Origin of the sequence: Rhodococcus sp. Leaf233 (assembly GCF_001426165.1) — a bacterium.
GTDB classification, from domain to species: domain Bacteria; phylum Actinomycetota; class Actinomycetes; order Mycobacteriales; family Mycobacteriaceae; genus Rhodococcoides; species Rhodococcoides fascians.
On record NZ_LMRO01000012.1, the window covers coordinates 568274 to 586844 of the forward strand.

Sequence of the window (18571 nt, forward strand, 5' to 3'; positions counted from 1 at the left end):
AAGGATCATGGTGCAACACTTTCGCCATCTCGACGCCGACACCCGCGAACGCATGTTCTTCCTGCAACCGGAGGACATCGCGGTCAGTGACGGAAACAACGTCGTAGCAACAGCACTCGGTGCGACGCTGTACATTCCCGCGACCCGTGCGGACCTGACCGCGACGGTGCACAAGCGCACCGACGAGGGCGTTCGATCGATCGTGATCGATCTCGAAGATGCAGTCGCAGATCATGATCTGCAGTACGCGGTGGAGAACACCATCCGAACTCTGAACGAACTCTCGGGTTCGAATGCACTGGTGTTCGTCCGAGCCCGCACGGCCCAACAGATTCGGACGGTCTGCGCCGGTCTGACTCCTGGGGCCGCTGGACTTGCCGGATTCGTCGTACCGAAGTTCACCTCGGCAACCGGAGCCGAGTACCTCGACGAGATTCTCGCCGCGTCCACCGCGCACGACACCCGCTTGTTGGCGATGCCGGTTCTCGAGTCGGCCGAGGTGGTCCACCGCGAAACACGCGACACCGAACTCGTTGCCATCCGAGAACTACTGGGAAAATACCGAGACATCGTGCTGGCAGTCCGCATCGGAGCCACCGACATGTGCGGCACCTTCGGCATTCGCCGCGACCGTGACCTGACGATCTACGACGTCCGCGTCGTAGCCGACGTGATCAGCGCGATCGTCAATCATCTGGGCCGCAACGACGGATCGGGATTCGTCATCACCGGGCCGGTGTGGGAGTACTTCGCAGACCACGAACGCATGTTCCGGCCATTGCTGCGCCAGACGCCGTTCGTCGACCAGGAGGCCGTGCGCTTCCGGCAGCAACTGGTCAGCAGCGACTTGGACGCACTGCTGCGCGAGGTCGCCCTCGACCGCGCCAACGGTATCCAGGGCAAGACGGTCATCCATCCATCCCACGTTCCTGCCGTGCACGCATTGTCCGCAGTGACGCACGAGGAATACCACGACGCCCTCGACATTCTGGCCTCCGACCAGGGCGGCGCGCAGGCCTCCGGATACCGGAACAAGATGAACGAGCTGGGACCACATCGCAATTGGGCGAAACAGACGATGGTTCGCGCCCGGGCATTCGGGGTCACCAACGAAGGGATCACGTTCGTGGACCTCCTGACGGCGCTGGCTCAGCGATGACCGACAACCCGGCCGACGGCATCGTCCTGACCGACACCGGCTCCTCGTCGTCGTGGACGGCACGACAACTGGTGCGTCCCGGCCTACGTCGCAATCCCCGACGGGCACACCTGTTGGTGTCCACTGTGCTCGGCAAACACATACCCGTGGATCCGGACGTCGTCATCGGTGCCGGCGATGAATTGGCCAGCCTGGTCGCTGCGGCGGTCGGCGGCTCCGACGTCGATGTTCTCGGATTCGCGGAGACGGCAACGGGATTGGGTCACACGGTGGCAACCGCCCTCGATGCGCGCTGCTATGTGCACTCGACCCGCCGCACGGTACCGGGCATGACGGTGCACGGTGAGTTCGAGGAAGGGCACTCGCACGCCACCGACCATCTGCTGATGCCGACCTCGGCGGACCTGCTCGGCGGCGAACTACCCCTCGTTCTCGTCGACGACGAGATCTCGACCGGAGCCACCGCGCTCGATGCGCTCCGCCAGATCCATTCCACGGCTGCGCGTTCCCACTACGTCATCGCATCCCTGGTGGACATGCGTACCGCCGAGCATCTCGACGCGACCGCAGCAACGGCCACCGAACTGGGCGTCGTGATCGACAACGTCAGCCTCGCTCAGGGATCGGTCGAGCTGGCACCCGGGCTCGTGGAGACGGTACTGAACCTGCCCGATCCGACGTTCAATCCGATTGCTGCACAACCTGGTTCGGTACGCCGCATCGACGCGCACTGGCCCGCAGCTCTACCCGACGGCGGCCGCCACGGCTTCCTCGGGTCCGATGCGGCCGGGTTCGACGACGCGATCGAAGCAGTCGCGGCCACCGTCGACGCGTCGCTCCCCGACTCGGGTGCCGTCGTGGTCGTCGGCCACGAGGAGCTGATGTACCTGCCGTTACGCCTGGCGGCAGCGCTGCAACGACGCGGACACAGCGCACTGTTCCAGACGACCACCCGCTCGCCCGCCTACGTACTCGACGTGGCGGGCTACCCACTGCGCCGGGGCTTCGAATTCGCAGCACCCGAGGACGAATCCTCTCTGCGCTACCTCTACAACGCCGACGCGCCGGCCGACTCGACCCTGGTGTTCGTCGCCGATGCCCCCGCAGATACCGACGCACTCACCGCCGCGGCGGGGACACTCGCGGCGGCGGGCACCGACGTGCTGGTCGTGGTCGTCACCGGTGCCGATCCGCAGGCGCTCGAGATCGCCAGACGTGCCCGTCCGCTGCGTGGGCCCGAGTTCGGCTCGTACGCGCCGGACGAGGTGACCTGGCTACTCAAAGACCTGTCGGGGATCTCGCTGGAAGCGGCAACGGCGGAGCGCGAGAGGGCGATTCAGGCCGGCACGGCGCACTATGCCGAATCGCTGCCGGTCGAATTCCAACCCGATCTCGCGTATCGCGAACTGTTCGAGAAGGTACTGCACGAGAGTGCGGCGCGGCTCGCGGTCGCCGTCGGAACCGTCACCGAGGTGGTGCTCGCCGAGCGCGGACACGACATCGTGCTCGCATCACTGGCGCGGGCCGGTACTCCGGTGGGAATTCTGATGCGGCGCTGGGCTTTCGCCGCCCACGGCATCGAGATACCGCATTACGCCGTCTCGATCGTGCGTGATCGGGGTATCGACAGCGTCGCTCTGCGCTACCTCGCCGAGCACCACGATTCACGCTCGGTGGTGTTCGTGGACGGCTGGACCGGCAAAGGTGCCATTGCACGCGAACTCACAGCGGCACTAAGCGACTTCCCTGGGGCGGACTTCGACGACGATCTGGCCGTGCTCGCCGATCCCGGACACTGCGCTCGCACCTACGGGACCCGAGACGACTTCCTCATCGCCTCGGCCTGCCTGAATTCGACCGTCTCGGGCCTCGTTTCGCGAACAGTGCTCAACGACAGCCTGATTCGTCCCGGAGACTTCCACGGCGCGAAGTACTATGCGGATCTCGCACCCGACGACGTGTCGCGGCATCTACTCGACGCGGTGACGGCTCGATTCGACGACGTGCGTGACGAGGTCGCGGAGACGGTGTCGTCGGTGCTCGCGTCCGACAGGACTCCCACCTGGTCGGGATGGGCATCGGTGGAGAAGGTCCGCCAGGAGTACGGCATCTCGCACGTCAACTTCGTCAAGCCCGGTGTCGGCGAGACCACGCGGGTGCTGCTACGCCGAGTACCGTGGCGCGTGTTGGTGCGCGACGCGAATGCTCCGGAGCACCAACATATTCGGATGCTCGCCGGAGCCAGGGGAGTACCGGTCGACGTGGTACCCGACCTCGCCTACTCGTGCATGGGTCTGATCAAGAACGTCTCCACCGAGGATGCCTCGTGAGCGCCCTCGTCGCCGTCGACCTCGATCGCACGATGATCTTCTCCGAAGGCGCGCTCGGTGTGCCCCTGGACGAGACGTTCGAGTGCGTGGAGGTGTACGAGGGCAAACCGTTGTCGTACATGAGCACTCGGTCGATGTCGCTGCTCCGCGGGTTGAGCGAGAGCGTCCCCGTGGTTCCGACGACGACGCGGACCATCGAACAGTTCCAGCGCATCGACTTGCCGGGTGCCCCGTGGCGGTACGCCATCACCAGCAACGGTGGCAACATTCTCGTCGACGGTGAGCCGGATACGGCCTGGCGCAAGGGCTTCGATCTGGACCTGGCCGGCATCGGCGCAGAGTTGAGATCGAGGGTCTCCGAAGACTGGGTGCTCAAATACCGCGAGGCCGACGGCCTGTTCTGCTACCTCGTCGTCGACGTCACCGCCGTCCCGCCGGACTTCGTCTCGGACTGGTCGCAGTGGTGCGCGGCACGCGACTGGAACGTCTCCCAGCAGGGTCGCAAGATCTACACGATGCCCAACGCGGTGTGCAAGAGCTCCGCCGTGGCCGAGGTCCGTGCCAGGCTGGTTCAGGACGGTTCCCTGGATGCCGAGGCCGGCGTGTTCGCTGCCGGTGACGGCGCACTCGACGCCGAGATGCTCATGGCCGCCGACGAGGCAGTTAGGCCGCGGCACGGCGAGCTCGAACTGCTGGGGTTCACCCGCCCCGGGTTGACCGTCACCGATTCCTCCGGCGTACGGGCCAGCGAGGAAATTCTCGAGTGGCTGCGGAACCGAACCACTGCGCACCGCGTCTAACAGTTCGTCGGGGGGACAGGCGCGTGGCAAGGGGTGGGCATGGCGAATCCGTACGAGGAACTCGAAGCGACGATCGACGGGATAGTCACCAACATATTCGTGACCCCGGTGGGGCCCGAGCTCGTCGGCACCATGCTCGGGGAGGCGTTCGAGAAAGCGAACGGGGCATTCGACTACCGCGGTGACTACGAACCCAACGAAGTGACGATCACCGAACCGTTCGAGGTGATGTCACACGAGGACATCGCGGGCATGGTCGGGTCGTTGGCCATCGGTCCCATTGCGACTTCGTCGAAGAACTGGAACGACCTCTCGGCCGCCGCCGGCTCCGGATCCGACGGCTTCCGAACGGGAATCGAGGCGGCCATGGCGTCGGGCTGGTCCGGGCCGATGTCCGACGCCGTGCGCGGCGGCGTAGGCGATTACGTCTCGTCGGCGTCCGCGCTGGCCACGTCGATGAGCCTGATTGGGAACAAGCTGCTCGAAGCACACGCGGGATTCGAGCAGACCAAGTCGAGAATGCCGCCGGTGGTCGCGTCCGAGGCCAGCACCCTGATCGGTTCCCTGCTCCCCGTTCCGTTCGCTACCAAAACGGCGACGGCAGTGCAGGAGGAGCAGCAGAACGAAGCGCGTCGGATCATGCGATCGGTGTACGTACCGGGCGTGGTGCTGTCTGACACCAACGTTCCGGTGCTGCCGACGGCGCACAATCCCGTCGACGGCGGAGGCGGCGGTTCCACCGGCGGCTGGGCAGGCGGTTTCCCGGCAGGCAATTATCCGGCCGCCAGTGGGAGCGGCGGTGCGACGTCCGGTGGGGGCGCAGGCTCGGCAGGAGCCGTCGATCCCGCAGCGCAGTCGGCTGCGCAGCAGACCGAAGCCGGCACCGCGACGCCTGGACAATCGGGCCCCGGGCAACCGGGTTCGAGTCCATCCGGACCGCTGCCGCCTGCAGATCGATCCGGGGAAACCCGGGCCGCCGCAGCCGGTGGCCCCGGAAATGCTCCCGGGGGACTCGGAAGCAACGTGGGAGGCGGCGGTTCCTCGGGGACAGGCTCCCCGGGTGCCGGCTACGGCGGCTCGGGCTACGGCGGCTCCAACTACGGCGGCTCGGGCTACAACGGATCCGGTGGCGGTGTGGGTTCCGGTGCAGGTTACGGCGGCTCTGTTCTCGGGTCTCCGATCGGTCCCGGCGGTTCCAGCGGCGGCCCGGGCGGCGCGAGTGCGGCGGCGGCCGGTCGAGCAGGGGCTCACGGTATGCCCGGAGCGGGCGGTATGGGCGCGGCAGGAGGTCGTGGCACCGGCGACAACGACGGAGAACACACCACCCCCGGCTATTTGATCGACGTCGGCAACGGCAGCGAACTGATCGGCGACCTGCCACTCGTCGCACCCCCTGTGCTCGGCGGCTGACGGTGACGCAGTGGACCGTGCGCGGCATGGATTTCGCGATGCTCTGCAGTCGATTCGGACGGGATCGGCTGCCCTACCCTCTGGCCGTCACCGTCGACGTCGATACCGAGGATCAGCTCCGACAGCTGCGGCGCGAAGCGTCGGCGAGGATCGACGCGCTGGTGGACGAGCGGCTCGAGGCAGCCATCGGAGTGGTGATCGACCCCGCTGTGCGCATCGAATGCCGAAGCGACACACACGCTCTCGGGCAGAGCCCGGTGCGCGTTCATGCAGCGGTGACCCACGATCTCGCGGTCGTCCTCACCCAACGCCCTGGGCCGGACTGTTCGGTCACGATCGACACGGTGACCCCGGCATCTGCCCCCGTACGGATCGCCGAGTCCGTGCCGACCGTGCAGGCCGGACGCCGTGCGGCCGCCACGCTCGAACACCCCTGCACTGCAACCACATCGAGCGGAGCAATCCTGTCCACGGCCACTCGAAACGCGACTGCGGACGAGAAATTCGAGGCGTTCTTCGCCCGACCGCGATCGGCAGTCGGCGAGGTGATCGTCGCGCGCGGCGCCACCTACGACCACCGCCGCGATACCGATGCCGTCTCGTTCTTCTGGATGGACTTCGACGGGGACGGCCGCTACCTCGTTCGTTCCCACGCGTCGATCGACGTCGTGCCCGCCGATTCCACCCGATTCGTCGCCGAAATCGGGCGACAGTTGGAGTCGGCCTTACGCCGATGACACAGCCCACCCCTTGACACCGTATCGATTTTCGATAGGTTATCGATATTCGTTGTTATCGACTATCGATATGGAGGCGGCGGGATGGCATACGGACTGGGTTCCATGAGGACCAACAAGTGGGCGATGGTGTTCTACGGAGCACTGGCCGTGGGCTGGACCGGCTGGAAGATGTGGAAATACCACTCCTCGGACTACGTCCTTGCCACGGTCGAACCCGAGTGGAACACCCCGCCGGTGGAGTTGTTCGGAGGCCAGTTGCAACCGGGGAACTCGGTCGAGCTGAGCGTCCCGAAAGCCGAAATCGTACGACTGCTGGGCTTCATCGACGTGATGCGCTACGGATCCCTCGCCGTCGGACTGGTGATCATCCTGGTGGGCCTGCTGTTCTTCTACCGCTTCTGCGATCGCGTCATCGCCGGGAATCCCTTCACCAACGCCGCACGCACCGACGTCGTAGTGATCGGCGCGTGCATTCTCGCCTACCCCATCATCACTGGGTTCATGAACATGCTGGGCACCAACAGCGTCGTCGGTGCGCTCGAGCTGAGCGGGACCGTGGACACCGCTCGACCGGCCACCGGTCTCTGGATCGCAATCTTCGTGTCCACGTTCCTGCAATTCGTCTACGCCACCATCGCCCAGGGCTCCAAGCTCGCTCGTGATGCCGATGGTCTGGTCTGATGGCCGAGGAGTTGGTCGACCATCTCGTCGTGTGTCATCTCGGCGAGATCCTCGAAGCCCGCGGCATGACGCTCGCCGAGCTGTCGCGTCTGGCGGGGGTCAGCGTCGTGAATCTGTCGGTACTCAAGAACGACCGCGCCAAGGCCATCCGATTCTCCACCTTGACCGCCGTGTGCCGGGTGCTCGGCTGCACCCCTGGCGACCTGTTCACCCTCCGCCAGATCTGACCGACAAGCCTTCGCGGTCACATCAGTCGGACAAATCGACCAAGTACATTGGATGACGGTAACCAGCACTTCGAGAGAGAGTCCACCACATTGTCTGCTCCGGCCGGTCAACCGTTGTCCAAGGGTCAGAACGGCCCCCTCACCGTCGGCGACGTCGTCGTGTCCATCGCCCTGGCAGTGCCGGCCGATCTGTCTGCACTTCTGGTCACCGACGCCGGAAAGGTGCGCACGGACGCCGATTTCGTGTTCTTCAATCAGCCGACCGGTCCCGGTGTTCGCCTCGAACCAGGGCAGGGCGGGCCGGCGCGGCTCGCCGTCTCGCTCGGCGCAGTTCCGTCCGACATCGAGCAGATCCGTGCGGTCATCACCCTCGACGACGCATCGAGCAACTTCGGCCGATCGGCACCCCCGGTCGCGCGAGTCAGTGACACAGCGGGAAATGTGTTGTACGAGTACACGATCGACGGTCTCAGCTCCGAATCCATCGTCATCGCGCTGGAGATCTACCGCCGCCAGGGGAGCTGGAAAGTGCGCGCCGTGGGGCAGGGATACGCGGGCGGTTTCGCTGCGTTGGTGACCGATCACGGTGTCTCCGTGGACGACGCGCCGGCTCCGGCACCCACCCCGCCCCCTGCACCGCCGACGCCACCCGCCCCGGCCGCCCCGGCCGCGCCTCCCGCAGCCCCTCCCGCCCCGGTTCGCTCCGAAGCTCCGGAAGTCAGCCTCACCAAGTCCAAGCCCGTCAGTCTGTCCAAGGGCCAGAAGGTCACTCTCCGCAAGGACGGCGGCGTGGCCCTGACGGTCATTCGCATGGGCCTCGGCTGGGACCCGGTGACGACCCCGAAGAAGGGTGGACTGTTCGGCGGCGGAGGCCGTGCGGCGAACATCGACCTGGACGCGTCGGCAATCATGCTGGCAGATCGCAACGTCAACGATGTCGTGTACTACGGCCAGCTCAACGCCAAGGACGGGTCGATCACGCACAAGGGAGACAACCTGACCGGCGAGGGCGAGGGCGACGACGAGGTCATCGTCGTCGATCTGACGCGGGTACCCCAGCACGTCACCGGCATCGTCTTCACGGTCACCTCGTACCGCGGCCAGACGTTCGAGCAGGTTGCCAATGCGTTCTGCCGGCTGGTCGACAACACCACCAACACCGAACTCGCCCGCTTCACCCTGCAGGGCGGCATGCCGTTCACGGGATTGGTGATGGCAAAGGTCTACCGCCAGGGCAGTGAATGGAAGCTACAGGCCATCGGCGACGGCATCCAGGCCAAGCACGCCGGTGAAGCCGTCAAGCAGCTCGGCCGCTATATGTGACCGCACGCCGACCGGTTCGATCTGCAGCGCCGTCGAGTACGCCACCGAGCGGGTCGACGGCGCTGCCGTTTCGAATGAGATCCTCCGACGGCCGGTAGATCTGCCGAACGATCAACGCGCACAAGCCGATCACTGCGATATCGCGCACGACCACGGTGGCGGTGAACCACTGTTCGGGCAGACCCTTGTTGTCCACGCCCAGGTAGTAGTACATCCGGGGGAACCAGACGAACGCGTCGATTGCCATCCACGCCAACAGGATTCGACGATGCGGTAGAGCCAGCACCGCGAGAGGGACCAGCCACAGCGAGTACTGGGGACTCCACACCTTGTTGGTCAGCAGGAACCCGGCCACCACCAGAAACACCAACTGGGCCAGCCTCGGCCGGGTCGGAGCCGTCGTACCGATGTAGGCGATCAGCGCACACACGACGGCGAAGAGCAGCAGCGTGACTGCGTTGAGAACCATCGGCTTGTCCCCCGGATAGAGGGGGCCGTCGAAGCCCGTCCATCCGGTGAAGGAAGTGACGACGTTGTACAGCGAATCGGGGTCGGCTCCGCGCTCGGAGTTGAGCCGGAAGAACTCGTACCACCCCGTCGGATACAGCAGGGCCAGTGGAAGATTGACCGCAAGCCAGGCCCCGAGGGCAGCCGCTGCGGTCAGCCCCCACTCGCGCATGCGGCCGGCCCGCCAGCACAACACCAGCAGCGGCCCGAGGAACAACAGAGGATAGAGCTTGGTGGCACCGCCGAGACCCAGCAGTATGCCGGCCAGTACGGGCCGCTTCTTGGCCCAGGCCAGCAGACCGGTGAGCGCGAATGCCGTCGCGAGAGCGTCGAAGTTGGTGAATCCATGCACGATCACCAGCGGTGAGGCAGCCACCAGGGCAGCGTCCCAGATGCGTCGCCCCGCCGAGATCGCCGTCGCCCACACGGTGACCAGCCACGCGACGGCCAATCCCAGAGCGACGACGTTGAAGTAGACGACCACAGGCAGGGCTTGCGGCAGGAAACTCAGTGAGTTCCATGCCTTTCCGACGACCATCGAGCCGTACTGGTACAGGCCGGCAATGACCGGATATTCCATGTACCGGATCTGACTCGACCCGTCGGCCTTCGTTTCTTCCCAGGACTTCTTGTACGGAAACGCGCCTTGGTCGAGCCGCTCGGCACCGTAGAGCGGCACGGTGTCCGAATAGCACATCGCCACGTACTGGCGACTGCCGCTCCAGTCGAGTCCGAGTTCACCGTTCGGACCCACCGGTGCCTGTTGAATGCACGCTGCCTTGGCGAACCAGCCGAAGCAGAGAAAGACCACAGCGAGCAACAGGATGACCCGCAGCGCAGTGAACCACCGTTGCCGACCGACCAGAGCGTGCGCGCCCACCGGCCCGCCGATGACCGAGGACAGTTCCTCGGTCATCGGATCGGTACGGCTGGGTGCGTCACGGTCCGTTGCACTCGCCGTGTCCAGGCGACCAGGACTGGCAAGGGCTCTGCCCTTGCGCTCGGGTTCGGTCGTCACCGTTCGGTGCTACTGGCCGGGAGTCGCCGGTTCGGGGGCTGCCGGCTCGGGTGCTGCCGGTGGCTGTGCGGGCTGAGCCGGGGCCAGACCCGGCAGCGGAATGGTGACGCCCGGCAGAATCTCGACCTGACGCGGCGTGATGACCACCGGCGGCGAAATCTCCGTCGGGATCGGCAGAGTCACGGGCGGCGGCGCGGACGGAGCCACCGTCGTGACCGGGGCAGCCGGTGCCGAGTACTGCGGGACACCTGCCTGACCGGCGATGGCCTCGGGCGTCGGGAACGTCTCGTTCGAGGTGCCCTCGAGCGTGCCGTCCATAGTCGCCTTCCAGATGTCCGACGGTATGCCCGATCCGTAGATCGGACCGCCGTAACTGTTCTCGAGCGGCAAGCCCTGCTCGGTACCGACCCACACCGCCGTCGACAGTGACGGGGTGTACCCGACCATCCAGGCGTCCTTGTTCTGTCCGGTATCACCGAGCTGCGCGGTACCGGTCTTCGCCGCCGATTGACGACCACCCGCGAGGTTGTGACCGTTGGAGTACCCGGCGATCGGACGCATCGCCGACGTCACGTTGTCGGCCACCGCCGCCGAGACGACCTGCTGACCGGCCTCGGGTGCACGATCGAGCAACACCGTGCCGTCGGCCGTGACGACCTTCTGCACGAAGTGCGGGGTGTGGTAGACGCCGGAGGCTGCCAGTGTGGCGTAGGCCGAGGCCATATCGATCACCCGCGACTGGTACTGGCCGAGCACGATTCCGTAGTTCGGGCCCGCGTTGTCGGGCTCGGTCAGCGTGGGGCCGACGCCCTCGATCTCCTGCGGGATACCGAGCTTGTGTGCCATGTCCGCGATCGCCTGCGGGCCGTTGTCCATGCCCAGCATCATGCGGTAGAAGCTCGTGTTCAGCGACCGCTTGAGGGCTTCGGCGATGGTGCACGTGCCACAGGATTCGCCCTCGACGTTGCTGATCTGGATGCCGTTGACGTCGAGCGAGGAACTGTCGTACATCTTCGACAGCGGAATGCCCTGGTCCAAGGCAGCGGCGAGGCCGAACACCTTGAACGACGATCCGGTCTGCAACCCGGACTGCGCGAAGTCGAAACCGCGCCCGTCCGCGCCGCCGTAGTACGAGCGGACCGCGCCACTGCGCGGATCGATCGACACCGACGCCGTGCGCAGCTCCGACGGCTCACCCTGCAGGTTGTTGTCCACGGCCTCGACCGCGGCGGCCTGCGCCCTCGGATCGATCGTCGTCGTGATCTGCAGACCCTCGGTGTTCAGATCCTGATCACTGACCCCGACAGCCGACAACTCACGCAGTACCTGCGCCTTGATCAGACCGTTGGGACCTGCGTCGGCGGCATCACCCGAATCGACCTGAGAAATCGGGACCCACTGCGGATACTGCATCGCCGCACGCTGAGTCGGATCGAGCTGGCCCTGCGAGACCATACCGTCGAGCACGTAGTTCCACCGCGACTGAGCACCGGTGGGGTTGACTTCCGGATCGAGTCCGGACGGCTGCTGGATGGTCGCAGCCAGTACTGCGCCTTCCTCGACCGAGAGCTGATCGACGGATTTGCCGAAGTACGCCGTCGACGCGGCAGCGATGCCATAAGCGCCACGACCGAAATAGATGGTGTTCAGATACGCCGCGAGAATGTCGTCCTTGGACCATTGACGAGCCATCTTCGACGAGATGACCAGCTCCCGCATCTTGCGCGTCAACGTCCGCTCGGAGCCGACCACCGCATTCTTGACGTACTGCTGGGTGATCGTGGAACCGCCGCCCGCGCTGTCACGTCCGAGAACGTTGTCGCGCAGGGCACGGCCGAAGCCGGTCACCGAGAACCCGGGATTGGAATAGAAGTCGCGATCCTCCGCCGAGAGCACGGCGTTACGCACGTGCTCCGGAATCTGGTCGATCGTGACATCGGTTCGGTTGCCCTCGGGTGGCACCACCTTGCCGAGCACGCTCGACCCGTCGGAGGCGAAGATCGTCGCAACCTGATTGGTCCTGAGGTCACCGGGCCGCGGGACGTCCACCAGCGTGTACGCCACCATGAACAGCAGAATCGGCACTATCAGGCCCAAGGCGATCAACGCGTAAATGGTGCGTCGAACAACCCGCCACTTGGACTTCTTCTTCGTTTTCGCGGCGGAACCTCTTTCGGGGGGCTCGGGCGGTTCGTTGCCCGAGGAGCTAGCTGATGGATCGTTCGGTTCGTGTGGCGGCGGGACGGATCCCGATCGAGTGACACCTGCCGCGGCGTAGCGACCGTCACCGGACGGTCGCCCCTGCGGTGGCATCGGACGCTGACCCTGAGACGGACCCGGACGTTGGCCGGCGGGAGGCATCGGCGGTCGACCCTGCGGTGGCATCGGACGCTGCCCAGGAGGGGGCCCGGGGCGCTGTCCCGGAGGCGGTACCGGACGCTGACCCGGAGGTGGCATCGGCGGTCGACCCTGCGGTGGCATCGGACGCTGCCCGGGAGGCGGTCCGGGGCGCTGACCCGGAGGCGGTAGCGGACGTTGGCCCGGAGGAGGCACCGGACGTTGGCCCGGTGGGGGTACCGGACGACGTCCGGGCGGATCGGAATGGCGGCTGCCGCGCGGTGGTCCGGGCACGTCGGGGCGCCGTCCGGAGTCGCTACGGCCAGGTTCGTTGTTACCCGGGTTGTTGTCGTAGGGGGAACTCACGTACGAATCTCCAGTAATCTCGGCGGCCGCGTCGAATTCTCGGTGGCTGGGTTCAGCGAAGCGATTGTGTCATTCACTCGCAGTTCGACGGTTCGGTTGACGGGATCCCGATCGTGGGCGACGGGGTTGCTTGGGTGCGGGCACGGCCCCGAGGACGTAGGACTGGACGAGGTGATTCCAGCTGCACGAGCGGCAGACCTCGACCACATGGACCGAAAATTCCTCTTGGGTGGCAGCCAGCCGGCCGAGTTCGTCGGCCGTTCTCGCGGAGCCGGACAGGGGTCCGAGCTTCTCGCCGAACACCCACGACACCAGCGTGAGCTGCTCCTTCCGGCAGATCGGGCACACTACGTCGCTGCCGCGGCCGTGGAACTTGGCGGCACGTAGAAGATAGGGATCTGCATCGCAGACCGCTGCCACGCCCGTCCTACCGGAGTAGACCTCGGCCAGCAGCGACCGACGCTGAAGGGCGTAGTCCACCACCTGTCGCTGAAGTCGCACGAGAACCAGAGTACGTGCGGCAGTGTCGATGGAGACCTGCGATCCCCGCCTGGACGACGATCGACCCCCATTCCTTGGCCGAGAAACTATGCTCCACCTGTGCCGACGCGACTGTCACCCAGTACGCGAGCGCGTGATGTGGATCGCACCGATACTTGCGCCACGTTGGACGAAGCACTCGCCGATGGCCAGCTGTCCGATTTCGAGCACGCCGCAAGGATCGATCTGGCGAAGGAAGCCGACACGATCGCCGATCTGCACGCCCTCATCGAGGACCTTCAGAACGACACCGATCTGCCGCCGATGGCCGACCCGATCGAGTTCGCGCATCCGATCACGACGGCAAAGGGCTCACGCCTGGGCTTCATGGCCGTCGCGGTCCCTGCCGTTGCCGCACTCGTGGCGCTCACATTCGGCATTCGCGCGTGCTCGAACACCAATGACCCCGAATCGAGTCTCGGGTCGGCTGGGTACAAGAATCCTGCAGTCGTCGTGGATATCGTCGATGCACTGCAACAGAAGATCGGCACGTCGGTGGTCGACAGACTCGGGCTGTACGAGGACTACGCCGTCATTTCGGCACCTGCACCCGGGGTGCCACAGAAGCAGGTCAGCTACACCTATCGCAACGGCGTGATCGACGACTACGACGACAATTTCTCGAGCACCCGCGACTTCGACGAACCTCAGATCGACCTGGCGACGGTCGATCTGACGAAGGCAGCGGGAATCATCGCCGGTGCCCGCGAGAGCTTGAACATGAGTCGCATCGACAGCTACAACGTGAGCTTCCACGGCAGCGACAACGGTCCGCAAATTTCCGTCTCCGCCGACAACACCGACCAGGAAAGCGGAACTCTCCTATTCGATCCCGCAGGCAACTTCCTGCGTGTCACGCCGTTTTCGTTCGGCTGATGTGTCCGGAAAGGAGGCCGCATGATGGCACAACGACCCGATTTTCGCGCCCGTGAAATCGACCGCGCGCTGACCGCCACCGTTCTGGATTCCGCATACGCCGACGGCCAGCTCACCTTCGACGAGCACCGCCTACGCAGCGAACGTGCGCGGGTGGCCATCACCCTGCGCGACCTACGACGCCTGGTCTCCGACCTACAAATCGACGTCGACCTTCCGGAACCACCGCCGCGAACATCCGAACCGAAGAACCGGCTACTGCTGGCACTCGGCTCGGTCGTCATCGTGACTGTAGGGCTGGTGGTGTTTCTGTCGACCAGGACCAGCGAAGAACCGGTTCCGACTGCTGCCGTCGTCGCGTCCACGACGACGCGCAGCGTGACCCCCACCGTGCCGATGGACCTGCCGGTCGACGTCACCCCGATAGTCGCTCGCCCGTTAGTTTTCGACACGGCAGCCGGACTCGACGATTTCCGAGAACGCTACGTGCAACGTTTCGGCAGTTCGCAGGTTCTCGAGGTGTTCATTCAGATGGACGGCAACCGTGCCGACGTCTATCGCCCGACGGCAGAGGGCCGACGAGAGCGCGTGTTCGTCTCCGGGGGGTTCGAGGTGTATCACGAAACCGACGCGCCAGACGCACAGGAGGCTCTTTTCGACTGGACCACAATCGATTCCGCGGTTCTGGCAGGCCTCGTCGCGGGAACGCCCGAGGCCGTCGGGGTCCCGGACGCCGCCGTCGAGTACGTCATGATCACCGACTCCCGCGGTGAGCAGCGCATCTCGATCACCGCAAAGAACTACGACGATCAGGGTGGCCGTGTCGAAGCGGACTTCGCGGGCAACATCGTCTCAGTAAGCCGATAGACGCCGCGAATCATGTTGCGTGTCAGCTACTTCGGGCTCTCGTGCGTGATGGCGCGGTAACCGGTTGCCCCTGCCCTGTCGACTGCGGCCTTGACGACGCCGAACACCGCACCGTGGACAGCTGCCGCGATCAGCACCTCTCCGACGGAGCGATTCAGATCCTTCGGGTCGGGGGCCGCCGCGTCGTCGTCGCCGACGTGCTTCCACACCTGCTTGAACACCGCGCCGGCCGCCAGCCCGCCGAGCACACTCGTCGCCAACGACATCGGTCTGTAGAACGCCTTCGATACTGCACTCATCGAAACACCTTTCTCGCACGTCGGCGACGAAGAAGAACCGTCACCAACACTGCGGTCACCACGAAGCCCACGGCCCCTGCGGCAGTGCCGGGCCTACTGCGCACCGCATCGGAGGCACGTGTCGCCTGACGAGAGGCCTCGTTGCCCACTCGGGTGGGGATGTCGGCTTTGGCCGCGAGAGCGGCGACGGTGTCGGCCAGTTCGGAACGCTGCTCCTCGATGCTGGGCGGCTGATCGGAGTTGCCGGGAACGCTGTGGGCCGGTGTGTCGGTCATCGGATTCCTTCCTTCACCGCGGTGATGTCGTCGCCGATACGTGCTGCGGTGTCCTCGGGAATCGGTGGCAAGGCTTTCTTGGCCCGGGACGCGCCGACTGCGGCCAGGATGCCCCCGATCGCCAGCACCACGATCGCGACGATCAGCGCTGCGAGCCATGCGGACAGCACTGTCGCCAGTCCGAGCACTGCGGTAGCGATCAAGGTGGCGAGCCCGAGGAACAGCAGCAGCGCACCCGCGCCGGAGATTCCGACGCCTACCCCGAGGCGGCTTCCCTTGCTCTTGACTTCGGCGAGTCCGGCGTCGATCTCGGTCCGGACGAGCGTCGAGACCTGAGTAGTCAGTCGCTCGATCAGCTGCACCGTCGACAGGTCCGCCACGTGGGAACCGCGCTCGGACTCGCCGTTCGACAGCGGGGGCGGTTGATCGTATTCGTGCATGATGCGCTCCTTCGATGTAGTGCCGTCCTGTGTCGATACCCGCGAAGGACCCCGAAAAACACGCCCACAAATGCCGATTCGCGCGATGTAACCGGCCATTGGTTTGTCACTTCATGTATCGGCGCGATACATTCTCCGATAGTGTGGCTCATCGCATCGCCAGGATGTGATAGTTGGATTCGAGAAGGGGGAGTTGCATGCTCGAGCTCGCAATTCTCGGACTGCTTCTCGAATCACCCATGCACGGTTACGAGCTTCGCAAGCGGCTGACCGGCCTGCTCGGAGCATTTCGTGCGTTTTCGTACGGATCGCTGTACCCGGCGCTCCGTCGACTACAAACCGACGGGCTCATCGCCGAGGACGCCGGTCCCGAACTGCTCGTGAAAAGACGAGCAAAACGGGTGTACGTGCTCACCCCCCTCGGCAGGGAACGATTTGCCGAACTGGTGGCCGACACCGGACCGCAGAACTACACCGACGACGGATTCGGCGTACATCTGGCCTTCTTCAGTCGAACCCCGGCAGAAGCTCGGGTCCGCATTCTCGAAGGCAGACGACGCCAGGTCGAGGAGCGCCGAGAAGGCCTCCGCGACGCTGTGGCCAAGGCGAACGGAACACTCGACCGCTACACCCGGCAACTCCACCAGCTCGGTCTCGAATCGAGCGAACGCGAGGTGCGCTGGCTCAACGAAGTCATCGCAGCCGAGCAAGCCGCCCCCAACCCAGCACCGTCCCACACAGCACCAAACAGGACAGTCAAGACAGAAGGAGAACCCGACCATGGGTGAGAACAACAACGCAATCCGCGTGGCCATTGTGGGTGTGGGCAACTGCGCCTCATCCCTGGTCCAGGGTGTCGAGTACTACAAGGACGCAGACGAGAACGCCACCGTTCCCGGCCTGATGCACGTCATGTTCGGCAAGTACCACGTCCGCGACGTCGAGTTCGTCGCCGCGTTCGACGTCGACGCCAAGAAGGTCGGCTTCGACCTCTCCGAGGCCATCTTCTCCAGCGAGAACAACACCATCAAGATCGCCGACGTGCCCCCGAAGGACGTCCACGTCCTGCGCGGACCGACCCTCGACGGCCTCGGAAAGTACTACCGCGAGACCATCACCGAGGCCGACGGCGAAGCAGTCGACGTCGCACAGGCACTGCGTGACGCCAAGGTCGACGTCCTCGTGTCCTACCTCCCCGTCGGATCCGAAGAAGCCGACAAGTTCTACGCACAGGCCGCCATCGACGCAGGCGTCGCCTTCGTCAACGCCCTCCCCGTCTTCATCGCCTCCGACCCCGTCTGGGCCAAGAAATTCGAGGACGCTGGCGTCCCCATCGTCGGCGACGACATCAAGAGCCAGGTCGGTGCCACCATCACCCACCGCGTCATGGCGAAGCTGTTCGAAGACCGCGGCGTGCAGCTCGACCGCACTATGCAGCTCAACGTCGGCGGCAACATGGACTTCCTCAACATGCTCGAGCGCACCCGCCTCGAGTCGAAGAAGATCTCCAAGACCCAGGCCGTCACGTCGAACCTGCAGAAGGAATTCAACGCCAAGGACGTCCACATCGGACCGTCCGACCACGTCGGCTGGCTCGACGACCGCAAGTGGGCCTACGTGCGCCTCGAAGGCCGCGCCTTCGGTGACGTTCCCCTGAGCCTCGAATACAAGCTCGAGGTCTGGGACTCGCCCAACTCCGCCGGCGTCATCATCGACGCAGTCCGCGCCGCGAAAATCGCCAAGGACCGCGGCATCGGTGGACCGGTCATCCCGGCTTCCGCTTACCTGATGAAAAGCCCGCCGAAGCAGCTGGCCGACGACGTCGCTCGCGAACAACTCGAAGCCTTCATCATCGACGCGTAATTCTGTGCGGCACCGACGCCCGCCGGTCCACTCAACGTGACATTGACCCCCCAAAAGGCCACTGAACGTCACATTGAGTACCGGCGGGCGTTCGTCTATCCCGCCTCGACGATGGCGCGGGGGTCGAAGGTCACCCTGATTTCGGTGATTTTGCCGTTCTCGATTCGTTGCCAGTTCGCGGTGGGGGCCGGGGGTGCGATCGACGTGTGCAGCTCGAACCACGTCAGCACGTTCGGGCCATCGACGAAGACGTGCGCGATGTCGATGTCGGTGACGATCTGCGACATTCCCTTCAACCCGGCGACGCATTCTTCGCCGCTGTCGGCGGTGCCGAGTGGCCCCCGAAACGTGGCGTCTTCGTGCAGGATCGACGCGAGAGTGTCGAAGTCCTTCGCCTTCCAGGCCTCGAAGTAGGTCGCTGCAATGTGTGCGGGTGTCTGTGTCCTGGATTCGAGTCTCGAACCCGCCGCGCCAGAAGTCCAACAGTTGGTTCCGATCATCACCAGAACTTCT

Annotated in this window: 19 protein-coding genes; 12 read left to right on the plus strand and 7 right to left on the minus strand. The window is 65.2% G+C overall.

Translation table 11 applies throughout. The features are described from left to right. The first annotated feature begins 10 nt into the window (after positions 1-10). The 8 genes from ASH04_RS22460 (at position 11) to ASH04_RS22495 (ending at position 8670) form a co-directional block, all read left to right on the plus strand. Complete coding sequence (locus ASH04_RS22460; protein ID WP_032382656.1) at positions 11-1159, plus strand: HpcH/HpaI aldolase/citrate lyase family protein; 1149 nt, start codon at positions 11-13, stop codon at positions 1157-1159. After that, positions 1156-3489, plus strand: coding sequence for a phosphoribosyltransferase (locus ASH04_RS22465; protein WP_057474575.1), 2334 nt, complete (start codon positions 1156-1158; stop codon positions 3487-3489). The genes ASH04_RS22460 and ASH04_RS22465 overlap by 4 nt, the downstream gene beginning before the upstream one ends. After that, positions 3486-4289: a hypothetical protein gene (locus ASH04_RS22470; protein ID WP_057474576.1), complete on the plus strand. Its 804-nt coding sequence runs from the start codon at positions 3486-3488 to the stop codon at positions 4287-4289. Before ASH04_RS22465 ends, ASH04_RS22470 begins: the two co-directional genes overlap by 4 nt. A 39-nt stretch (positions 4290-4328) precedes the next feature. Then, positions 4329-5699 carry a PPE domain-containing protein gene (locus ASH04_RS22475; protein ID WP_057474577.1) on the plus strand — a complete coding sequence of 457 codons (1371 nt, stop codon included), beginning with the start codon at positions 4329-4331 and terminating at the stop codon, positions 5697-5699. Between the two features lie 2 nt (positions 5700-5701). Beyond that, the gene (locus ASH04_RS22480; protein ID WP_057474578.1) at positions 5702-6436 is read left to right on the plus strand and encodes an ESX secretion-associated protein EspG; all 735 of its coding nucleotides are present in this window, start codon (positions 5702-5704) and stop codon (positions 6434-6436) included. Between the two features lie 105 nt (positions 6437-6541). Further along, positions 6542-7120, plus strand: coding sequence for a hypothetical protein (locus ASH04_RS22485; RefSeq protein ID WP_230591619.1), 579 nt, complete (start codon positions 6542-6544; stop codon positions 7118-7120). Then, on the plus strand, positions 7120-7347 hold the full coding sequence (locus tag ASH04_RS22490; RefSeq protein WP_032367670.1) for a helix-turn-helix domain-containing protein: 228 nt from the start codon (positions 7120-7122) through the stop codon (positions 7345-7347). Before ASH04_RS22485 ends, ASH04_RS22490 begins: the two co-directional genes overlap by 1 nt. 90 nt (positions 7348-7437) lie before the next feature. Beyond that, positions 7438-8670 carry a TerD family protein gene (locus tag ASH04_RS22495; RefSeq protein ID WP_235580068.1) on the plus strand — a complete coding sequence of 411 codons (1233 nt, stop codon included), beginning with the start codon at positions 7438-7440 and terminating at the stop codon, positions 8668-8670. Here the strand turns inward: ASH04_RS22495 and ASH04_RS22500 are convergent. From ASH04_RS22500 to ASH04_RS22510, 3 genes are all read right to left on the minus strand, one after another. Beyond that, complete coding sequence (locus ASH04_RS22500) at positions 8645-10093, minus strand: glycosyltransferase family 87 protein (protein WP_052053643.1); 1449 nt, start codon at positions 10091-10093, stop codon at positions 8645-8647. The two genes, ASH04_RS22495 and ASH04_RS22500, sit on opposite strands and share 26 nt — an antisense overlap. Positions 10094-10204: 111 nt before the next feature. Next, a complete protein-coding gene (locus ASH04_RS22505) occupies positions 10205-12676 on the minus strand; it encodes a transglycosylase domain-containing protein (protein ID WP_235580076.1) in 2472 nt (823 codons plus the stop codon). A 291-nt stretch (positions 12677-12967) separates the two neighbouring features. Further along, on the minus strand, positions 12968-13399 hold the full coding sequence (locus ASH04_RS22510) for a DUF5318 domain-containing protein (protein WP_027495064.1): 432 nt from the start codon (positions 13397-13399) through the stop codon (positions 12968-12970). A 99-nt stretch (positions 13400-13498) separates the two neighbouring features. Between ASH04_RS22510 and ASH04_RS22515 the strand changes: the two genes are divergently transcribed. Further along, a complete protein-coding gene (locus ASH04_RS22515) occupies positions 13499-14314 on the plus strand; it encodes a DUF1707 SHOCT-like domain-containing protein (protein WP_231578222.1) in 816 nt (271 codons plus the stop codon). A gap of 21 nt (positions 14315-14335) precedes the next feature. After that, complete coding sequence (locus ASH04_RS22520; RefSeq protein ID WP_156158524.1) at positions 14336-15181, plus strand: DUF1707 SHOCT-like domain-containing protein; 846 nt, start codon at positions 14336-14338, stop codon at positions 15179-15181. Between the two features lie 26 nt (positions 15182-15207). Here the strand turns inward: ASH04_RS22520 and ASH04_RS22525 are convergent, their stop codons facing one another. The 3 genes from ASH04_RS22525 to ASH04_RS22535 are packed head-to-tail and all read right to left on the minus strand — an operon-like array spanning position 15208 to position 16195. Continuing rightward, entirely contained in the window at positions 15208-15480 is a 273-nt protein-coding gene (locus ASH04_RS22525) for a DUF4235 domain-containing protein (protein ID WP_045841556.1), read from the minus strand. Further along, positions 15477-15755: a DUF3618 domain-containing protein gene (locus ASH04_RS22530; protein ID WP_045841555.1), complete on the minus strand. Its 279-nt coding sequence runs from the start codon at positions 15753-15755 to the stop codon at positions 15477-15479. Before ASH04_RS22530 ends, ASH04_RS22525 begins: the two co-directional genes overlap by 4 nt. Then, positions 15752-16195 (minus strand): phage holin family protein, encoded by a 444-nt coding sequence (locus tag ASH04_RS22535; RefSeq protein ID WP_231578221.1) that lies wholly within the window; start codon positions 16193-16195, stop codon positions 15752-15754. Before ASH04_RS22535 ends, ASH04_RS22530 begins: the two co-directional genes overlap by 4 nt. A gap of 197 nt (positions 16196-16392) precedes the next feature. Here ASH04_RS22535 and ASH04_RS22540 point away from each other — a divergent pair, with 197 nt between their 5' ends. Continuing rightward, positions 16393-16983, plus strand: coding sequence for a PadR family transcriptional regulator (locus ASH04_RS22540; RefSeq protein WP_027495058.1), 591 nt, complete (start codon positions 16393-16395; stop codon positions 16981-16983). Continuing rightward, positions 16976-18058: an inositol-3-phosphate synthase gene (locus tag ASH04_RS22545; RefSeq protein ID WP_027495057.1), complete on the plus strand. Its 1083-nt coding sequence runs from the start codon at positions 16976-16978 to the stop codon at positions 18056-18058. The genes ASH04_RS22540 and ASH04_RS22545 overlap by 8 nt, the downstream gene beginning before the upstream one ends. A gap of 95 nt (positions 18059-18153) precedes the next feature. Here the strand turns inward: ASH04_RS22545 and ASH04_RS22550 are convergent, their stop codons facing one another. Further along, positions 18154-18558 carry a nuclear transport factor 2 family protein gene (locus ASH04_RS22550; protein WP_057474579.1) on the minus strand — a complete coding sequence of 135 codons (405 nt, stop codon included), beginning with the start codon at positions 18556-18558 and terminating at the stop codon, positions 18154-18156. Positions 18559-18571: the final 13 nt, after the last annotated feature.

Bases quoted from the DNA above. Each gene is read 5' to 3' on its own strand.
- ASH04_RS22520 (WP_156158524.1), top strand. From the start codon at position 14,336: ATGATGGCACAACGACCCGATTTTCGCGCCCGTGAAATCGACCGCGCG.
- ASH04_RS22505 (WP_235580076.1), bottom strand. From the start codon at position 12,676: ATGCCACCGCAGGGTCGACCGCCGATGCCACCTCCGGGTCAGCGTCCG.
- ASH04_RS22475 (WP_057474577.1), top strand. From the start codon at position 4,329: ATGGCGAATCCGTACGAGGAACTCGAAGCGACGATCGACGGGATAGTC.
- ASH04_RS22465 (WP_057474575.1), top strand. From the start codon at position 1,156: ATGACCGACAACCCGGCCGACGGCATCGTCCTGACCGACACCGGCTCC.
- ASH04_RS22500 (WP_052053643.1), bottom strand. From the start codon at position 10,093: ATGACCGAGGAACTGTCCTCGGTCATCGGCGGGCCGGTGGGCGCGCAC.
- ASH04_RS22535 (WP_231578221.1), bottom strand. From the start codon at position 16,195: ATGCACGAATACGATCAACCGCCCCCGCTGTCGAACGGCGAGTCCGAG.
- ASH04_RS22525 (WP_045841556.1), bottom strand. From the start codon at position 15,480: ATGAGTGCAGTATCGAAGGCGTTCTACAGACCGATGTCGTTGGCGACG.
- ASH04_RS22545 (WP_027495057.1), top strand. From the start codon at position 16,976: ATGGGTGAGAACAACAACGCAATCCGCGTGGCCATTGTGGGTGTGGGC.
- ASH04_RS22550 (WP_057474579.1), bottom strand. From the start codon at position 18,558: ATGATCGGAACCAACTGTTGGACTTCTGGCGCGGCGGGTTCGAGACTC.
- ASH04_RS22530 (WP_045841555.1), bottom strand. From the start codon at position 15,755: ATGACCGACACACCGGCCCACAGCGTTCCCGGCAACTCCGATCAGCCG.
- ASH04_RS22485 (WP_230591619.1), top strand. From the start codon at position 6,542: ATGAGGACCAACAAGTGGGCGATGGTGTTCTACGGAGCACTGGCCGTG.
- ASH04_RS22490 (WP_032367670.1), top strand. From the start codon at position 7,120: ATGGCCGAGGAGTTGGTCGACCATCTCGTCGTGTGTCATCTCGGCGAG.
- ASH04_RS22540 (WP_027495058.1), top strand. From the start codon at position 16,393: ATGCTCGAGCTCGCAATTCTCGGACTGCTTCTCGAATCACCCATGCAC.